This window comes from Streptodolium elevatio (genome assembly GCF_053592165.1).
This window is the reverse complement of the sequence record NZ_JBSFVE010000001.1, coordinates 81,770-99,837: the sequence shown is the minus strand read 5'-3', so window position 1 is coordinate 99,837 and position 18,068 is coordinate 81,770. Positions and strand designations below refer to the sequence as shown.

Below are 18,068 nucleotides of genomic sequence, written 5' to 3'. Positions count from 1 at the left end.
ACCGGTCCCGTGCCCCGATCCGCGCGACCGCTCCCGCACTTCCGTCGTTTCCGGCCCATCCGCACGCTGACCCGCCGCGGTCCACTGACAGGAGCACCCCGTGTTCGAGGCGATGGACGACCTGCTCGCCGAGCACGCCGACCTGGAGCGCCGGCTCGCCGACCCGCAGGTCCACGCCGACCAGGCGCGGGCACGCACCCTCGGGCGCCGGTACGCCGAGCTGAGCCCCATCGTCGACACCTACCGCTCGTGGGTGCAGGCCGGTGACGACATCGCCGCGGCCCGCGAACTCGCCGCCGAGGACCCCGACTTCGCCACCGAGGCGGACGAGCAGGAACTGCGCCGCGAGCAGCTCGCCGAGAAGCTGCGGCACCTCCTGGTGCCGCGCGACCCCGCGGACGACAAGGACGTGATCCTGGAGATCAAGGCCGGCGAGGGCGGCGACGAGTCCGCGCTGTTCGCCGGCGACCTGCTGCGCATGTACCTGCGCTACGCCGAGCGGGCCGGCTGGAAGACCGAGATCATCGACGCCAACGAGTCCGACCTCGGCGGCTACAAGGATGTCTCGGTCGCCGTGAAGGCCAGGGGCGTCCCCGCCCCCGGCGAGGGCGTCTTCGCGCGCCTGAAGTTCGAGGGCGGCGTGCACCGCGTGCAGCGGGTGCCCGCGACCGAGTCGCAGGGCCGCATCCACACCTCCGCCGCCGGCGTGCTGGTGCTGGCCGAGGCCGAGGACGTCGACGTCGAGATCAACCCCAACGACCTGCGCATCGACGTCTACCGCTCGTCCGGCCCGGGCGGCCAGTCGGTCAACACCACCGACTCCGCGGTCCGCATCACGCACCTGCCCACCGGCGTCGTGGCGTCCTGCCAGAACGAGAAGAGCCAGCTCCAGAACAAGGAGCAGGCAATGCGTATCCTGCGATCGCGGCTGCTGGCCGCGGCGCGGGAGGAGGCCGAGAAGGAGGCCGCGGACGCGCGCCGCAGCCAGGTGCGCACGGTCGACCGGTCCGAGCGGATCCGCACGTACAACTTCCCGGAGAACCGGATTTCCGACCACCGGGTGGGCTACAAGGCGTACAACCTCGACCAGGTGCTCGACGGCGACCTCGACGCGGTGGTGCAAGCGTGCGTCGACGCCGACATGGCCGCCAGACTGGCCCACAGCGGCTGACCCGGCGGCGCGTCGGCGGCCCAATCCACGCCTCTACGGCTTCCCCGTGCACACGGGGACTGCGGACGGAGAAAGATGAACCTGCTGCTCGCCGAGGTGGCCCAGGCCACCCTGCGACTGGCCGACGCGGGCGTCCCCTCGCCGCGCTTCGACGCCGAGGAGCTCGCCGCGTACGTGCACGGCGTCAAGCGGGGCGAGTTGCACACCGTCGCCGACGGGGACTTCGACGCGCGGTTCTGGGAGGCGGTGGCGCGCCGGGAGGCGCGGGAGCCGCTGCAGCACATCACCGGGCGGGCGTTCTTCCGTTACCTCGAACTCGAGGTGGGGCCGGGAGTGTTCGTGCCGCGTCCGGAGACCGAGGTGGTCGTGGGCTGGGCCATAGAGGCGCTGCGCGCCATGGACGTCGCCGAGCCGCTGGTCGTGGACCTGTGCACCGGGTCCGGCGCGATCGCGCTCGCGGTGGCGCAGGAGGTGCCGCGGTCCGTGGTGCACGCGGTGGAGCTGGACGAGCGGGCCTTCGCGTTCGCCGCGCGCAACGCCGCCGGGTCGCGGGTGCACCTGCACCAGGGCGACGCGCTCGCCGCGCTGCCGCAGCTGAACGGCACCGTCGACCTGGTGATCAGCAACCCGCCCTACATTCCGCTCGAGGAGTGGGAGAACGTCGCCCCCGAGGCACGTGACCACGACCCCGAGATGGCGCTGTTCTCGGGGCAGGACGGCCTCGACGTGATCCGCGGGCTGTCGCGTACCGCCTACCGCCTGCTGCGTCCGGGAGGCGTCGTGGTGGTCGAGCACGCGGACACCCAGGGCGGCACGGTGCCATGGATCTTCAACGAGGAATCCGGTTGGGTCGACGCCGCGGACCACCGCGACCTCAACAACCGCCCGCGGTTCACGACGGCCCGCAAGGTGGGGGCGTGAGGGCCGGGGGTCCGGGGGTTGCCCCCGGGGCGGCAGAGTACGACGGCCCGCAAGGTGGGGGCGTGAGGGCCGGGGGTCCGGGGGTTGCCCCCGGGGCGGCAGAGTACGACGGCGCGCAAGGTGGGGGCGTGACGGCATTCGGGCCGGGGACCGCCCCCGGGATGGCACAGCATCAGGAGTCCGGCCGCAAGGGGCCGGTGCACAGTCTGGAGGGACAGTCCCGATGAGCCGACGCTACGACTGCTCCGACACCCTGGACCGCGGGCTGGGGCTGCGCGAGGCGGCCAGTGCCGTGAAGCGGGGCGAGCTGGTGGTCTTGCCGACCGACACGCTCTACGGCATCGGCGGCGACGCGTTCTCCCCGCACGCCGTCAAGGCGCTTCTGGACGCGAAGGGCCGCGGCCGCAACATGCCTTCCCCGGTCCTCGTCGGCTCGCCCACGACCCTGCACGGGCTCGTGACTGGCTTCCCCGAGCTGGGCTGGGAACTGGTGGACGCCTTCTGGCCGGGCGCGCTGACGATCGTCGCGTTCCACCAGCCGTCGCTGCAGTGGGACCTGGGCGAGACGCGCGGCACCGTCGCCGTACGCATGCCGCTGCACCCGGTCGCCATCGAACTGCTGAACGAGACCGGCCCGATGGCGGTCAGCAGCGCCAACCGCTCCGGCAACCCGCCGGCGACGACCGTGGACCAGGCGGTGGACCAGCTCGGCGAGTCCGTCTCCGTGTACCTCGACGGCGGCACCTGCCCGGCGACCGTGCCCTCCTCGATCATCGACCTGACCGCGGGCCGCCCGCGCCTGCTCCGCGAGGGCGCGCTGTCCCTGGAGACCCTGCGCGAAGTCGTGCCCGATTTGGAGGGCGTCAATTGACGCCGCCTCCCCCCGGGTCCGCGATGGCAGGTGCGGGCCCGTTCCGCATCCTGTTCGTCTGCACGGGCAGCATCTGCCGCTCTCCCATCGCGGAGCGGCTGGCGCGGCTGGGCCTGTCGCGGCGGCTGGCGTCGTACGAGTCCGACCGCATCGAGGTGGCGAGCGCCGGCACCTGGGGCCACGAGGGCGCCTCGATGGAGCCGTTCGCGGCCGAGGTGGTCCGCGAGTTCGGCGGCGACCCGGGGGACTTCAAAGGGCGTGAGCTCCAGGACGAGCACGTCGCGGAGGCCGACCTCGTCCTCACCGCGACCCTCGACCACCGGGCGCACGTGGTCTCGATGGGGCACGCGTCGGGCCTGCGTACCTTCACGCTGAAGGAGTTCACCCGTCTGGTCGCCGTCCTGGAGCGTTCCGCGGTGCCCGACGGGGACCTGGTCGAGCGGGGCCGCTTCCTGGTCCGGGCCGCCGCCGCGCTGCGCGGCCGGATGGCCGCTCCCGGGCCGGAGTGGGACGAGGTCGCCGATCCGTACGGTTCGCCGCTGAACGTCTTCCGGGCCTGCGCGTCCGAGATCAACACCGCGATCGACCCCATGTTGACGGCGCTGACGGCGCGCACAGGGATGTGATGTAGGTCTCTCCGACCTACAGTGGAGGGTGCCTCCCTCCGTCCAAAGGAGTTGTGCCATGGGCACGACCGACGTCCCCTTCTGGGGCCCGGACTTTTCGCTGCTCCAGCGGACCGACCCCGACATCGCCGATGTTGTCCTCGGCGAGCTGGCACGCCAGCGGGCCGGACTCCAGCTCATCGCCAGCGAGAACTTCACGTCACCCGCTGTGCTCGCCGTGCTCGGCAGCACGCTGTCGAACAAGTACGCCGAGGGGTATCCCGGGAGGCGTTACTACGGCGGCTGCGCCCAGGTCGACCGCGCCGAGGAGATCGGTTTGCGCCGGGCCCGCGAGCTGTTCGGCGCCGAGCACGCCAACCTCCAGCCGCACTCGGGCGCGTCGGCGAACCTCGCGGCGTACGCGGCGCTGCTCGTCCCCGGGGACACGGTGCTCGCGATGTCGCTCCCGCACGGCGGTCACCTGACCCACGGTTCGCGGGTGAACTTCTCCGGACGCTGGTTCGGCACGGTCGCCTACGGCGTGCGCGAAAAGGACGAAACGATCGACTACGACCAGGTCAGGGACCTGGCGTTGCGGCACCGGCCGAAGATGCTGATCTGCGGCGCGACGGCCTATCCGCGACTTGTCGACTTCGCGCTCTTTCGAGAAATCGCCGACGAAGTGGGCGCCTACCTGGTCGTCGACGCGGCGCACTTCATCGGCCTGGTGGCCGGAGGTGCGGTTCCGTCGCCCGTTCCCTACGCAGATGTCGTCACATGTACGACGCACAAGGTTCTGCGCGGTCCACGCGGCGGCATGATCCTGTGCCGCGAGGAGTTGGCCGAGCGAATCGACAAAGCGGTCTTCCCCTTCTGTCAGGGCGGTCCGCTCATGCACGCCGTCGCGGCCAAGGCGGTCGCGTTGCGCGAGGCCGCGCAGCCGGCTTTCGCGTCGTACGCACGCCAGGTCGTCGCCAACGCCCAGGCCCTCGCGGCCGGCCTGGAGGCGGAGGGCATGCGCGCGGTCTCCGGCGGCACCGACACCCACCTCGCGCTGCTCGACCTGCGCGGCCTCGGGGTCAGCGGCCGCGACGCGGAGACGCGCTGCGAACGGGCCGGCATCACGCTGAACAAGAACGCCATCCCGTTCGACCCGGCGAAGCCGATGATCGCGTCCGGCATCCGGGTGGGCACCCCCGCGGTGACCACCCAGGGGATGACGGAGGGTGACATGAAGGAGATCGCGACGTTGGTCGGGAGGGCGGTGCGGGACACCGACGGCAGCGCGGCGCCGGACATCGCGGCGGTGGTCGCGGACCTGGTCGCGACGCATCCGGCGTACCCCGAGCGGTGAACCGGCGGGGCGGTTCGCAGCGTCTGTCCTTGTGTCGGACGCTTCGTCCGTCGCCGGGTCGGTCGGGGCGCGTTGGTCCGTAGGGGCGCAGTGCCCCTGACGGAGCAACCCGCCTCCGAAGATAAGGGCGCCCTGAAGGGCGAGTGCCGGAACGGTGGTTCTATCGTGAGCGCAGAGCGCGCGGGGGCGGATGTGGCGTCTGCGGCGCGCGGTGCCGGTGGCCCGCAGGGTGTCCACTGTGCGATCGTTTCCCGCCGGGAAGTCGATGACCTCTAGTGTGCTGCGTGTGCGGCGAAATGCAGAGTCCGGGGACGGTGGCTGAGTCTTGCGCGAGTACCTGCTGACGCTGTTTGTCTCGGCAGCAGTCACGTACCTGCTCACCGGCGCCGTACGACGCTTCGCGATCGCCGCCGGGGCGATGCCCGAGATCCGCGCGCGCGACGTGCACAAGGAGCCGACGCCCCGCCTCGGTGGTATGGCGATGTTCGGCGGCCTGTGCGCGGGCCTGCTGATCGCCCGTCAACTGCCCGGCATGGAAGTCGTGTTCACCGACTCGACCGACGTGCAGGCGCTGCTGTCCGGCTGTGCGCTGATCTGCCTGCTGGGTGTCATCGACGACAAGTGGGGCGTCGACGCCGTCATCAAGCTGCTCGGCCAGGCCCTCGCGGCCGGCGTCATGGTGTGGCAGGGCATCGTCATCCTGTGGCTGCCGATCCCGGGCCACGGCACCTACAGCCTGAGCCCCACGCAGGGCGCGATCCTGACCATCGCGGTCGTCGTGATCACCATCAACGCGGTGAACTTCGTCGACGGGCTCGACGGTCTCGCGGCCGGCATGGTGTGCATCGCGGGCCTGGCGTTCTTCGCGTACGCGTACCGGCTCTGGTTCGGCTACGGCATCGACGGTGCGGCCGCGCCCACGATGTTCACCGCGTTGTTGATCGGTGTTTGTGCGGGCTTCCTGCCGCACAACCTGCACCCCGCGCGCATCTTCATGGGCGACTCGGGCTCGATGCTGATCGGCCTGATGCTCGCCGCCGCGGCGATCACCCTCACCGGCCGTCTCGATCCCGACGTGATCTCCGCGCAAAGTGGCTCACAGACGTTCGCGACGCACAAGTTGGTGCCCGTCTACATTCCGCTGGTGCTGCCGTTCGCGGTGCTGATCGTGCCGCTGATCGACCTTGTGATGGCCGTCACGCGGCGTGGCTGGGCGGGCCAGTCGCCGTTCGCCGCGGACAAGGGCCACCTGCACCACCGGCTCCTGGAGATCGGCCACTCGCACAGCCGGGCCGTCATGATCATGTACTTCTGGTCCGGCCTGATCGCGTCGTTCACCGTGCTCATCTCGGTGCGCCCGGCCCGCCGCCCCATCGTGTACGCGGGGCTCGGCTTCATGGCGCTCGGCCTGATCGTGCTGCTGCTCCCGTGGTTCCGCCCGCATGTGCCGCGCTGGTTGTACGCCGTGGTCCCGCCCCGCTACCGTGGCCGGGGCCGCCGGAGGGCCGCCGACGGGGAGCAGGACATAGCTCACGACGCCCTCCGCAATATGGACGAAGCAGACGAACAGCCTTGGCATGAGCGGGAATCGGCCACTCGGCCGGTAGCGCGAAGCGGCTCACGGGCCCAGAGGGGACCGCTGTGAGGTTGGGCACAGGGCTGGGTAAAGCTCTGCTCAAATAGTTTGTGATACCGTTCACGAACCAGGCATAAGGGCCGATGGACCCAGGGGAGTCAAGCTCAGACTCCCGCCAACTGCCGTAAGTCCGGGGGACGTCGACCCCAAGGCCGTCCTGGTGAGACCCCAGCACCCCCCGACTCTTGCCGGAGACACCGACATGCAGGCCAATGACGCACGGCTTCTGCGCGGCTCGGCCATCCCCACGGCCGCCGTCGCGATCGTCGCGATGATCGTGGGCACGATTGTCGCCGGAACCGAGGGACTCATCGGCGCGGCCTTCGCGTCCGCCGTCGTCCTCGTCTTCTTCTCGCTGGGCCAGATCGCCATCGGAAAGATCACCAACGGGAATCCGTTCATGATCATGAACATGGCGATGCTGACCTATCTCGCCCAGGTGGGCGGCGTGGCGATCCTGCTCTTCGCGTTCGCCGACGCCACCTGGTTCGACACCAAGGTCTTCGCCCTGGTGATCCTCGCCGCGACCCTCGTGTGGATCGCCGCGCAGGTCCGCGTCTTCAGCAAACTGAAGATCGCGTACGTCGAACCGGACGGGAAACGATGACGTATGACACGGCGCGTTCTCCCCGCGTTCACCGGCGTTCCCAAGATCGACGGCCCGGGTGCGGTAACCCCGTGGGCCGCCTGCTATCGTCCGGTGCGTCATGAGCGAGAGTGGACGATCGAGCGGTCCGGAAAGTTCCCGGGACAGGGGACCGAAGGACGGCGGTCTCACCGATGCCGCGTGGTCGAGCATCAGCTACATCCTTGGCGGGATGGCCTTCTACGGAGGGCTGGGCTGGCTGATCGACCGGTGGACGGGACACTCCACGCTGTTCCTGCCGATCGGCGTGATCGTCGGAGTCGCTCTGGCCCTGGTTCTTGTGTATTTCCGCCACGGCAGGTCCTGACCGGGCCCTGCTGCGTGCCGCTCCGCGGTCCCGCACCGCGCCGACACACTGAGGTTGCCGTAAAGATGCTTCACGACGAAGGAGTCGATGGTGGCTGCCGCTGACGTCGAGCTCGCCAGCAGCTGTCACCTGTTTGACGCCGGCTGCGGCTTCCCCTCGCCCGGGCTGAACATCTACGAGTTCAAGCCGATCTTCTCGATCGGCAGCTTCGACTTCACCAAGCCGATGCTGCTCTGCCTGATCTCGGTGCTCATCGTGGTCGGCTTCTTCTGGAGCGCGTTCGCGAAGCCCAAGCTGGTGCCGCGCGGTGTCCAGAACGTCGGCGAGCTGGGCTACCTGTTCGTCCGCGACCAGATCTCCCGCGAGACGATCGGCAAGAAGGGCGACCACTTCGTCCCCTTCCTGGTCTCGATCTTCTTCTTCGTGTGGATCATGAACCTGATGTCGATCATTCCGATCGCGCAGTTCCCGGTCACCTCGCGGATCGCCTTCCCGGCCTCGATCGTCGGCATGGTGTGGCTCACGTACATGTACCTGGGCATCAAGCACCAGGGCTTCGTGGGCTACTTCAAGAACATGATGTTCCCGCCCGGTCTGCCGAAGTGGCTGTACTTCCTCCTCGCGCCGATCGAGTTCCTGTCGAACGTCATCGTCCGGCCCTTCACCCTGGCCGTCCGGCTCTTCGCCAACATGTTCGCCGGCCACATGCTGATCGTGACCTTCAGCGTCGCGGCCTGGTACCTGCTCGGCCCGACCATCGGCGCCCTGTACTCGGCGACCTCGTTCATCGTGGTCGTGGCGCTGGTCGCCTTCGAGCTGCTGATCCAGGGGCTGCAGGCGTACATCATCACGCTCCTGACCGCCTCGTACATCTCCAGCTCGCTCGAAGCCGAGCACTGAGAGACACCAGACCATCCCCTCCTCAACCGTCGTCCGGTGGAAAGTCCACCGGCCTCGAAAAAAGGAAAGCCCCAATGCTTCTCGCTGAAGTTACCGGCAGCCTCGGCTCCATCGGTTACGGCCTCGCGGCGATCGGCCCCGGCGTCGGCATCGGCATCATCTTCGGTAACGGTGTCCAGGCGATGGCCCGCCAGCCGGAGGCCACCGGCCTCATCCGCCAGAACATGCTGCTCGGCTTCGCGCTCGCCGAGGCCCTGGCCCTCATCGGCGTCGTCATGCCGTTCGTCTTCGGTAAGTGACGCTTCACTTCCCAACGGAGGTTCCCACCGTGATCTACCTCGCCAGCGGCGAAGAGGAGATGAACCCTCTTCTCCCGCCGCTCGACGAAATCATCATCGGTGGCGTGGCGTTCCTCATCGTCTTCTTCTTCCTCGGCAAGGTCCTCCTGCCGAAGATCAAGAAGACGCTGGAAGAGCGTACGGACGCCATCGAGGGCGGCCTTGCTCGTGCGGAAGAGGCCCAGGCGGAAGCCCAGGCCGAGCTCGAGCGCTACCGCGCCCAGCTGATCGACGCCCGTCGCGAAGCAGGCCGCCTCACCGAGGACGCCCGTGAGCAGGGTGCCGCGGCGCTCTCCGAGATGCGCGCCGAAGGCGCCCGCATCAAGGACGAGATCGTCGCGTCCGGCCACGCGCAGATCGAGGCCGACCGCAAGCAGGCCTCCACGGTGCTGCGGCAGGACATCGGCAAGCTGGCCACCGAACTGGCCGGCCGCATCGTCGGCGAATCGCTCGAGGACGAGGCGCGTCAGCGCCGCATCGTCGACCGCTTCCTCGACGAGCTCGACGCGCGTGCCGCCGAAGGCACCTCTGCCCAGACCTCCGGGCAGGTGCGCTGATGCAGGGCGCCAGCCGGGATTCGATCGCCGCGGCGCGTGAGCGCCTCGACGCGCTCGCGCAGTCGACGGGCGCCGATATGCCGGTGCTCGCCGAGGACCTGCACTCCGTCGTGCTGTTGCTCGACCGCACGGTGGTCCTGCGTCGGGTCCTGACGGACCCGGCGCGGTCCGGGGAGTCACGGGCCGCCTTCCTGGCCCAGCTCCTCGACGGACAGATCGGCGGCGAGACCGCCGATCTGCTCGGTGGCCTGGTCCGGGCGCGCTGGTCGCGCCCGCGTGACCTGGTCGACGCGATCGACGAACTGTCGATCGAGGCCGAGCTCATCGGGGCGGACCGGGACGGTTCCCTCGACGACCTCGAGGACGAGCTGTTCCGCTTCGGCCGCATCGTGGCCGGACAGCGCGAGCTGCGGTCCACGCTCGCCGACCCGTCCATCACGGACGGTCGCAAGGCCGAGCTGGTCTCCGGACTGCTGGAGGGACGGGTCCGGCCCGTCACCCGGCGCCTGGTGACCCGCCTGGTCGCACACCCGCGGAGCCGTAGCCTGGAAGCGGGACTCGAGGCGTACGCCCGGCTCGCCGCCGAGCGTCGGCGCCGGGTGGTCGCCCTGGTCACGGTGGCCCTGCCCCTCACCGAGGAGCAGAACACCCGCCTGGCGGCGGCCCTCGGCCGGATCTACGGCCGGCAGGTGCACCTCAACGTCGAGATCGACGCGGAGGTCATCGGGGGCGTCCGAGTGCAGATCGGTGACGACGTCATCGACGGCACCGTGGCCACCCGCCTCGAAGAGGCCGGGCGGCGACTGGTCCGTTGACCGCGCGGTCGACGAGCAGCGTAAACGACAGACAGCAGCATCGCGGTTCCGAGATCGCCGTCACCGACGGCGGACCGTAACCCCACCACCTAGGAGAGCAGGGACACCAGATGGCGGAGCTCACGATCCGGCCGGAGGAGATCCGGGACGCGCTGGAGCGCTTCGTCGACTCGTACGAGCCGGACACGGCGTCGCGCGAGGAAGTCGGCACGGTCAGCGAGTGCATGGACGGCATCGCCAAGGTCGAGGGCCTGCCCTCGGTCATGGCCAACGAACTCCTGAAGTTCGAGGACGGCACCCTCGGCCTCGCGCTGAACCTCGACGTCCGCGAGATCGGTGTCGTCATCCTCGGTGACTTCAGCTCGATCGAAGAGGGCCAGACGGTCCGCCGGACGGGCGAGGTCCTGTCGGTGCCGGTCGGCGACGGCTACCTCGGCCGCGTGGTCGACCCCCTCGGCAACCCGATCGACGGCAAGGGCGAGATCGAGAGCGAGGGCCGCCGCGCCCTCGAACTCCAGGCCCCCGGCGTCATGATGCGCAAGTCGGTCCACGAGCCGATGCAGACCGGCATCAAGGCGATCGACTCGATGACCCCGATCGGCCGCGGTCAGCGCCAGCTGATCATCGGCGACCGCCAGACCGGCAAGACCGCGGTCTGCGTCGACACGATCATCAACCAGGTCCAGAACTGGAAGTCGGGCGACCCGAAGAAGCAGGTCCGCTGCATCTACGTCGCCATCGGCCAGAAGGGCTCGACGATCGCGGGCGTGCGCCGCTCGCTCGAAGAGGCCGGCGCGATGGAGTACACCACCATCGTCGCGGCCCCCGCGTCCGACCCGGCCGGCTTCAAGTACCTGTCGCCGTACACCGGTTCGGCCATCGGCCAGCACTGGATGTACCAGGGCAAGCACGTCCTGATCGTCTTCGACGACCTGACCAAGCAGGCCGAGGCGTACCGCGCCGTGTCGCTGCTGCTGCGCCGCCCGCCGGGCCGCGAGGCGTACCCCGGTGACGTCTTCTACCTGCACTCCCGTCTGCTGGAGCGCTGCGCGAAGCTGTCCGACGACCTCGGCGCGGGCTCGATGACCGGTCTGCCGATCATCGAGACCAAGGCGAACGACGTGTCGGCGTACATCCCGACCAACGTCATCTCCATCACCGACGGCCAGTGCTTCCTGGAGTCGGACCTGTTCAACCAGGGCGTCCGCCCGGCGGTCAACGTCGGTATCTCGGTCTCCCGCGTCGGTGGCTCGGCCCAGACCAAGGCCATGAAGTCGGTCTCCGGCCAGCTGCGTCTGTCGCTCGCCCAGTACCGCGAGCTGGAGGCGTTCGCCGCCTTCGGCTCCGACCTGGACGCCGCGTCGAAGTCCTCGCTGGAGCGCGGCGCGCGCATGGTCGAGCTGCTCAAGCAGGGCCAGTACTCGCCGTTCCCGATGGAGGAGCAGGTCGTCTCCATCTGGGCCGGCACCACCGGCCGCCTGGACGACGTCCCGGTCGAGGAGATCCGCCGCTTCGAGCGTGAGTTCCTGGACAACCTGCGCATCTCGCGCAAGGAGATCCTGACCACCATCGCGGAGACCGGCAAGCTCGAGGACTCCACGATCGAGTCGATGATCGACGCCCTCGCCGCGTTCAAGCAGACCTACACCCTGGCCGACGGCTCGCCGCTGGTCACGGATGTCGCGGTCGAGAGCATGGACAAGGACGAGGTCGGTCAGGAGACCATCAAGCGCCACGTCAAGTCCGGCAACTGAGAACGGAGAGACCTGACCCATGGGAGCCCAACTTCGGGTCTACCGGCGTCGGATCCGTTCCGTGTCGGCGACCAAGAAGATCACGCGCGCCCAGGAGCTCATCGCGGCGTCGCGGATCGTCAAGGCGCAGCAGCGCGTCGCGGCGGCGAAGCCGTACGCCGACGAGCTGACCCGCGCCGTCTCCGCGGTCGCCACCTTCTCCAACGCGAAGCACCCGCTGACCGAGGCGAAGCCGGGCGCGAGCCGTGCCGCGGTGCTGCTGGTCACGAGTGACCGCGGTTTCGCGGGCGCGTACAACTCCAGTGCCATCAAGGCCGCCGAGCAGCTCATCGAGCTGCTCAGCGGTGAGGGCAAGGACGTGGACCGGTTCGTCATCGGTGCCAAGGGCATCGGCTACAACCGGTTCCGCGGCCGCGACCTCGCGGGCGAGTGGAGCGGGTTCTCCGACAACCCGGAGTACACCGACGCGAAGAAGGTGGCCGGCGCGTTGATCGACGCGTTCGTCCTGCCGACGGAGGACGGCGGTGTGGACGAGATCCACATCGTCAGCACCGAGTTCGAGTCCATGCTGACGCAGAACGCGGTCGCGAAGCGGGTGCTCCCGCTCGTGGTCGAGGACTCGTACGAGGAGCCGTCCGGCGGCGCCTTCCCGCTCTACGAGTTCGAGCCTTCGGCCGCGGGGGTGCTCGACGCCCTGCTGCCGCGGTACGTCGAGAGCCGCATCTACAACGCCCTGCTCCAGTCCGCCGCCTCCGAGCACGCGGCCCGGCGCAAGGCGATGAAGTCGGCGACCGAGAACGCCGAAGAGCTCATCCGTACTTTGACGCGGCTTGCGAACAACGCCCGTCAGGCCGAGATCACCAACGAAATCAGCGAGATCGTCGGCGGCGCGGACGCCCTGGCCGACGCGACCGCGGGGAGTGAATGAGAATGACTGCCACTGCAACGCCGGCCCTGGCCACGGGCCGGGTCGCCCGGGTCATCGGCCCGGTCGTCGACGTGGAGTTCCCCGTCGACGCGATGCCGGAGATGTTCAACGCGCTGCACGTCACGGTCGACCTGACCGGTCAGGGCGAGGGTGAGGGCGAGGGCAAGAAGCTCCTCACCCTCGAGGTCGCCCAGCACCTCGCGGACGGCATGGTCCGCGCGATCTCGATGCAGCCGACCGACGGCCTGACCCGCGGTTCGATCGTGTCCGACACCGGCTCGGCCATCTCCGTGCCGGTCGGCGACGGCACCAAGGGCGTGGTGTTCAACGCCCTCGGCGAGCCGCTGAACGTGCCGAAGTCGGAGTTCACCGTCACCGAGCGCTGGCCGATCCACCGCAAGGCCCCGGCCTTCGACCAGCTCGACTCGAAGACCGAGATGTTCGAGACCGGCGTCAAGGTCATCGACCTGCTGACCCCGTACGTCAAGGGCGGCAAGATCGGTCTCTTCGGTGGTGCGGGCGTCGGCAAGACGGTCCTCATCCAGGAGATGATCGTCCGTGTCGCGCGCAACCACGACGGTGTGTCGGTGTTCGCGGGCGTCGGCGAGCGTACCCGTGAGGGCAACGACCTCATCGACGAGATGAAGGAATCGAACGTTCTGGACAAGACCGCGCTGGTCTTCGGCCAGATGGACGAGCCGCCGGGCACCCGCCTGCGCGTCGCCCTGTCGGGTCTGACCATGGCGGAGTACTTCCGCGACGTGCAGAAGCAGGACGTGCTTCTGTTCATCGACAACATCTTCCGCTTCACGCAGGCCGGTTCCGAGGTCTCCACGCTGCTCGGCCGCATGCCGTCGGCGGTCGGCTACCAGCCCACGCTGGCGGACGAGATGGGTGTGCTCCAGGAGCGCATCACCTCGACCCGCGGTCACTCGATCACCTCGATGCAGGCGATCTACGTCCCCGCGGACGACCTGACCGACCCGGCTCCGGCCACGACGTTCGCGCACCTCGACGCCACGACGGTGCTCTCGCGTCCGATCTCGGAGCTCGGCATCTACCCGGCCGTGGACCCGCTGGACTCGTCGTCCCGCATCCTCGACCCGCGGTACATCTCGCAGGAGCACTACGACTGCGCGACCCGCGTCAAGGGGATCCTGCAGAAGTACAAGGACCTGCAGGACATCATCGCGATCCTCGGTATCGACGAGCTCTCGGAAGAGGACAAGCTCGTCGTGCACCGCGCGCGTCGCATCCAGCGGTTCCTGTCGCAGAACACCCACGTCGCGAAGCAGTTCACCGGTCTCGACGGATCGGACGTCCCGCTCTCCGAGACGATCGAGGCGTTCAACGCGATCGCGGACGGCAAGTACGACCACGCCCCGGAGCAGGCGTTCTTCATGCTCGGTGGTCTCGACGACCTCGAGAAGAAGATCGCCGAGCTCGCCAAGGGCTGAGGCGGCACGTTGTGAGGCGCGAGGGGCGGTCCGGTACGGGCCGTCCCTCGCCCTACGCGGACGGCATCCGTTCTTGGGGCGGGTTCCGTGCGCACCGCGACTCGCCTTCGGGCGGGTCCGTCGCGGACCCGGATTCGCCTCCGGGCGGGCCGGATTCGCCCAGGCGGGCCCGGCGGCCGCGGTCCCGGTTGGAATCGGGGTCCGCGGGACCGATATTCTGACAGCATCCCGCTCCGGAGATCCGGTGCCGGGACACGGGCAGGCGCGCGGCGTCCGTCCGTACGACCTGAGGAGCCACGTTGGCTGAGCTGCACGTCGAGCTGGTCGCGGCCGACCGCAAGGTGTGGTCGGGCGAGGCCACGATCGTGGTCGCCCGGACCTCCGATGGCGACACCGGTATCCAGCCCGGACACACCCCGGTCCTCGGAGTGCTCCAGTCCGGCCCGGTGACCATCCGCCAGGCGGACGGCACCACCATCGTCGCCGCGGTCCACGGCGGCTTCGTCTCGTACGCGAACAACGAACTGTCGCTGCTCGCGGAGATCGTCGAGCTCGCCGACGAGATCGATGTCGCCCGTGCCCAGCGCGCTCTCGAGCGGGCCGGTCACGAGAAGGACCTCGCCGCCGAGCGCCGGGCGGACACGCGCCTGCGCGTCGCCGGCGTAGGCGTCGGGCACTGACGCCGGAACGAACCCAGGCGTCGGCCGAGACCGGTACGCGGAACACGAGGAGGTCTGACGAGATGGTCCTCGTGCTGCTGATTGTGGTCGTGGCCGTCGTCGTGGCGACCGCCGCCGCGATCGGCGCGTTCGCCGTACGGCGCCGACTGGTCCAACGTCCCGGCGGGACGTTCGACTGTTCGCTGCGCCGTCTGCCAGATGTACGCGCCGCCTCCCCGGACGACGGGGAGGCGGGGCCCGCCGCGGCGTCGTCCGGGAGTTCGGTCCCGGAGGGCGCCGCTGCTGATTCCCCCGGACTTGCCGGAGCCGCGGGTCCGTCGGCCGCCGGGGAGTCCGGCGGCGACGCGGAGCCGCCGCTCGCGGTGCCGCCCCTGGACCACGGCAAGGGCTGGGTCTTCGGCATCGCGCGGTACAACGGGGACCGCATCGAGTGGTTCCGGGTCTTCTCCTACTCCCCGCGCCCGCGCCGGGTGCTGGAGCGCCACGACATCGTGGTCATCGAACGCCGCCTGCCGGTGGGCCAGGAGGAACTGGCGCTGCTCGCCGGGTCGGTGGTGCTGGTCTGCAGCCACAACGGCGTGCTGCTCGAACTCGCGATGAGCGAGGACGCGCTGACGGGGTTCCTGGCCTGGCTCGAGGCCGCCCCACCCGGTCAGCGCGTCAACGTCGCCTAGGCGGTGTCCTCGGACACGGCCCAACCGCGGCTCAACGGTTCGCGCCGGGCACCCACAGGACGTCGCCCTGCTCGCGGTTGGCGTGCCGGGCGAGGATGAACAGCAGGTCGGACAGCCGGTTCAGGTACTTCGCGGTGAGCGCGTTCATGGTCTCGCCATGCGTCTCCAGGGCCGCCCAGGTGCTGCGCTCGGCGCGGCGGGCGACCGTGCGGGCCTGGTGCAGCAGGGCCGCGCCGGGGGTGCCGCCGTTGAGGATGAAGCTGCGCAGCTTGGGGAGTTCCTCGTTGTAGCGGTCGCACGCCGCCTCCAGGGCGTCGATGTACGACTCCTCGACGCGGAGCGGCGGGTACTTCGGGTCCGGCACGATCGGCGTGCACAGGTCCGCGCCCACGTCGAACAGGTCGTTCTGGATGCGGGTCAGGAGGGCGACCACGTCCTCCTCCAACGCGCCCGTCGCCAGGGCGACTCCGATGACCGAGTTCGTCTCGTCGACGTCGGCGTACGCGGCGAGCCGGAGGTCGTTCTTGGACGTACGGCTCATGTCCCCGAGCGCGGTCGTGCCGTCGTCGCCGGTGCGCGTGTAGATGCGTGTCAGATTGACCATGCGCCCAAACCTACGCGGCGTGTCAGCAAATGAACGCGGGGGTGTCACCAGGTTGCGACATGCGTTCGGTGGGGCTCGTGTGAGCCCATACGATGCCGTGATGGACAGGTTCCGGGTGACCGGCGGGGCGAGGCTCGCCGGCGAGGTGCGTATCACGGGCGCGAAGAACAGCGCGCTCAAGCTCATGGCCGCCGCATTGCTGGCGGAGGGGGAGACCACCCTTGAGGAGGTCCCCCGGATCCTCGACGTGCAGATCATGAGCGAACTGCTGCGCCGCCTCGGCTGCGTGGTCGAGGGGGAGACCAGCGGGACGGTGCGTATCGACGTGCCGGCGTCGCCGGGGTACGAGGCGGACTACGACCTCGTGCGCAGCATGCGCGCGTCCATCTGCGTCCTGGGGCCGCTGCTCGCCCGCTGCGGCGAGGTGCACGTGGCGTTCCCGGGCGGCGACGCGATCGGCTCGCGCGGGCTCGACATGCACATAGACGGGCTCGTCAAGCTCGGTGCGACGGTCGAGAACGAGCACGGCTACCTGATCGCGAAGGCCCCCAAAGGCCTGGTCGGGACGCCGGTGTGGCTGGACTTCCCCAGCGTCGGCGCGACCGAGAACATCCTCATGGCGGCGGTGCTGGCGAAGGGCACCACGGTCATCGACAACGCCGCGCGCGAGCCGGAGATCGTCGACATCTGCACGATGCTGACGGAGATGGGCGCGAAGATCGAGGGCGCGGGCAGTTCGACGATCGAGATCCACGGGGTCGAGGGCCTTTCGCCGATCGTGCACCGCACGGTGCCGGACCGGATCGTGGCGGGGACCTTCGCGGTGGCCGCGGCGGTGACGCACGGGGACGTGACGGTGCGCAACGCGCGGCCGGAGCACCTGGAGATCGCCCTCGACAAGCTGACGGTGTCGGGCGCCTCGGTCACCTCGACCGACGACGGCTTCCGTGTGGTGATGGACCGGCGGCCGGGGGCGGTCGACGTGGTGACGCTGCCGTACCCGGGGTTCGCGACGGACATGCAGCCGCAGTTCGCGGTGCTCAACGCGGTCTCGGACGGGCACGCGATGATCACCGAGAACATCTTCGAGGCGCGCTTCGTCTTCCTCCAGGAACTGCTGCGCCTGGGGGCGTCGATCCGCACGGACGGCCACCACGCCATCGTGCGCGGCGTCGACCGGCTCTCCGGCGCCCCGGTGCTGGCGACGGACGTGCGGGCGGGTGCGGGGCTGGTGCTGGCGGGTCTGGTCGCGGACGGCGAGACGCTGGTGAGCGGGGTGCACCACATCGACCGCGGCTACGACGACTTGGTGAACCAGATCACCGCGTTGGGCGGCTCGGTCCTACGTGAGCCGGAGCCCGAGTCGCGCTTCTGAGGGCCGCGTACGGCCATCTGAGGGCCCGTCAGTTTAATTGCGGGGTGGGGGCCGCCGTCAGTCCGGATAGCGCGTCAGGGCCAGCCTGGCGGCTTCCTCGTCCGGCGGCCACACCATCACCCGCAGGCCGTCGGTGGTCTCGACGAGGGTGCAGCGGATCCCGTCCGTGGTCAGGGCGCGGCACAGGCGCCTGCCGTGAGTCCGGTCGGCGGGCGAGGCGACGGCGACGAGCAGGCCGTAGTCGTCCTCCGTACCCTGCTTCGGCACGCGCGGGACGAGCGAGTGCCCGCGCCCGAAGGCCCAGCGCAGCAGCAGGACGAGCACCGCCATGACGGCCAGTCCCACCAGCGGCGTGAGCAGGTACGAACGGTCCATTTCGCCTCCCCTCCAAGACTGCCGCACCAGGCCTGCGAGGTACCAGCGGCGTCGGCCGATCGAGTGGCCGTTACCCTCGCGAGGAGGAGTGCCCGTCAGC

Annotated in this window: 20 protein-coding genes; 18 read left to right on the top strand and 2 right to left on the bottom strand. The window is 69.7% G+C overall.

The genetic code is table 11. From position 1 onward, the window contains the following. The first annotated feature begins 100 nt into the window (after positions 1-100). From prfA to ACWD12_RS00330, 17 genes are all read left to right on the top strand, one after another. Positions 101-1,171 carry a peptide chain release factor 1 gene (gene prfA / locus ACWD12_RS00410; protein ID WP_450097708.1) on the top strand — a complete coding sequence of 357 codons (1,071 nt, stop codon included), beginning with the start codon at positions 101-103 and terminating at the stop codon, positions 1,169-1,171. Between the two features lie 75 nt (positions 1,172-1,246). After that, the gene (prmC, locus tag ACWD12_RS00405; RefSeq protein WP_358347619.1) at positions 1,247-2,092 is read left to right on the top strand and encodes a peptide chain release factor N(5)-glutamine methyltransferase; all 846 of its coding nucleotides are present in this window, start codon (positions 1,247-1,249) and stop codon (positions 2,090-2,092) included. A gap of 223 nt (positions 2,093-2,315) precedes the next feature. Then, positions 2,316-2,963 carry an L-threonylcarbamoyladenylate synthase gene (locus ACWD12_RS00400; RefSeq protein ID WP_358347621.1) on the top strand — a complete coding sequence of 216 codons (648 nt, stop codon included), beginning with the start codon at positions 2,316-2,318 and terminating at the stop codon, positions 2,961-2,963. Between the two features lie 23 nt (positions 2,964-2,986). Then, entirely contained in the window at positions 2,987-3,589 is a 603-nt protein-coding gene (locus tag ACWD12_RS00395) for an arsenate reductase/protein-tyrosine-phosphatase family protein (protein ID WP_358347680.1), read from the top strand. A gap of 58 nt (positions 3,590-3,647) precedes the next feature. Then, positions 3,648-4,922, top strand: coding sequence for a serine hydroxymethyltransferase (locus ACWD12_RS00390; RefSeq protein WP_450097707.1), 1,275 nt, complete (start codon positions 3,648-3,650; stop codon positions 4,920-4,922). Positions 4,923-5,247: 325 nt separating this feature from the next. Then, positions 5,248-6,567, top strand: coding sequence for an MraY family glycosyltransferase (locus tag ACWD12_RS00385; protein ID WP_358347626.1), 1,320 nt, complete (start codon positions 5,248-5,250; stop codon positions 6,565-6,567). A gap of 193 nt (positions 6,568-6,760) precedes the next feature. Further along, positions 6,761-7,165: a hypothetical protein gene (locus ACWD12_RS00380; protein ID WP_358347629.1), complete on the top strand. Its 405-nt coding sequence runs from the start codon at positions 6,761-6,763 to the stop codon at positions 7,163-7,165. Between the two features lie 100 nt (positions 7,166-7,265). After that, the gene (locus tag ACWD12_RS00375) at positions 7,266-7,511 is read left to right on the top strand and encodes an AtpZ/AtpI family protein (RefSeq protein WP_358347632.1); all 246 of its coding nucleotides are present in this window, start codon (positions 7,266-7,268) and stop codon (positions 7,509-7,511) included. Between the two features lie 87 nt (positions 7,512-7,598). Next, the gene (atpB, locus tag ACWD12_RS00370; RefSeq protein ID WP_358347634.1) at positions 7,599-8,411 is read left to right on the top strand and encodes a F0F1 ATP synthase subunit A; all 813 of its coding nucleotides are present in this window, start codon (positions 7,599-7,601) and stop codon (positions 8,409-8,411) included. A 74-nt stretch (positions 8,412-8,485) separates the two neighbouring features. Then, the gene (atpE, locus tag ACWD12_RS00365; RefSeq protein WP_345673097.1) at positions 8,486-8,710 is read left to right on the top strand and encodes an ATP synthase F0 subunit C; all 225 of its coding nucleotides are present in this window, start codon (positions 8,486-8,488) and stop codon (positions 8,708-8,710) included. Between the two features lie 29 nt (positions 8,711-8,739). Beyond that, the gene (locus ACWD12_RS00360; protein WP_358347637.1) at positions 8,740-9,306 is read left to right on the top strand and encodes a F0F1 ATP synthase subunit B; all 567 of its coding nucleotides are present in this window, start codon (positions 8,740-8,742) and stop codon (positions 9,304-9,306) included. Then, positions 9,306-10,121, top strand: coding sequence for a F0F1 ATP synthase subunit delta (locus tag ACWD12_RS00355; protein WP_358347640.1), 816 nt, complete (start codon positions 9,306-9,308; stop codon positions 10,119-10,121). Before ACWD12_RS00360 ends, ACWD12_RS00355 begins: the two co-directional genes overlap by 1 nt. A 110-nt stretch (positions 10,122-10,231) precedes the next feature. Next, positions 10,232-11,875, top strand: coding sequence for a F0F1 ATP synthase subunit alpha (gene atpA / locus ACWD12_RS00350; protein WP_358347642.1), 1,644 nt, complete (start codon positions 10,232-10,234; stop codon positions 11,873-11,875). Between the two features lie 19 nt (positions 11,876-11,894). Beyond that, complete coding sequence (locus ACWD12_RS00345; RefSeq protein ID WP_358347645.1) at positions 11,895-12,803, top strand: F0F1 ATP synthase subunit gamma; 909 nt, start codon at positions 11,895-11,897, stop codon at positions 12,801-12,803. A 2-nt stretch (positions 12,804-12,805) separates the two neighbouring features. Next, entirely contained in the window at positions 12,806-14,260 is a 1,455-nt protein-coding gene (atpD, locus tag ACWD12_RS00340) for a F0F1 ATP synthase subunit beta (RefSeq protein WP_358347648.1), read from the top strand. Positions 14,261-14,559: 299 nt separating this feature from the next. Further along, positions 14,560-14,940 (top strand): F0F1 ATP synthase subunit epsilon, encoded by a 381-nt coding sequence (locus tag ACWD12_RS00335; protein WP_358347651.1) that lies wholly within the window; start codon positions 14,560-14,562, stop codon positions 14,938-14,940. A gap of 62 nt (positions 14,941-15,002) precedes the next feature. Further along, complete coding sequence (locus ACWD12_RS00330) at positions 15,003-15,614, top strand: DUF2550 domain-containing protein (RefSeq protein ID WP_435838959.1); 612 nt, start codon at positions 15,003-15,005, stop codon at positions 15,612-15,614. A gap of 31 nt (positions 15,615-15,645) precedes the next feature. Here ACWD12_RS00330 and ACWD12_RS00325 read toward each other — a convergent pair whose 3' ends face one another. Then, positions 15,646-16,218: a cob(I)yrinic acid a,c-diamide adenosyltransferase gene (locus tag ACWD12_RS00325; RefSeq protein WP_450097706.1), complete on the bottom strand. Its 573-nt coding sequence runs from the start codon at positions 16,216-16,218 to the stop codon at positions 15,646-15,648. Between the two features lie 100 nt (positions 16,219-16,318). Here ACWD12_RS00325 and murA point away from each other — a divergent pair, with 100 nt between their 5' ends. Next, positions 16,319-17,593 (top strand): UDP-N-acetylglucosamine 1-carboxyvinyltransferase, encoded by a 1,275-nt coding sequence (gene murA / locus ACWD12_RS00320; protein ID WP_358347656.1) that lies wholly within the window; start codon positions 16,319-16,321, stop codon positions 17,591-17,593. Between the two features lie 57 nt (positions 17,594-17,650). Here the strand turns inward: murA and ACWD12_RS00315 are convergent, their stop codons facing one another. Further along, positions 17,651-17,968, bottom strand: coding sequence for a hypothetical protein (locus ACWD12_RS00315; protein ID WP_358347659.1), 318 nt, complete (start codon positions 17,966-17,968; stop codon positions 17,651-17,653). Positions 17,969-18,068: the final 100 nt, after the last annotated feature.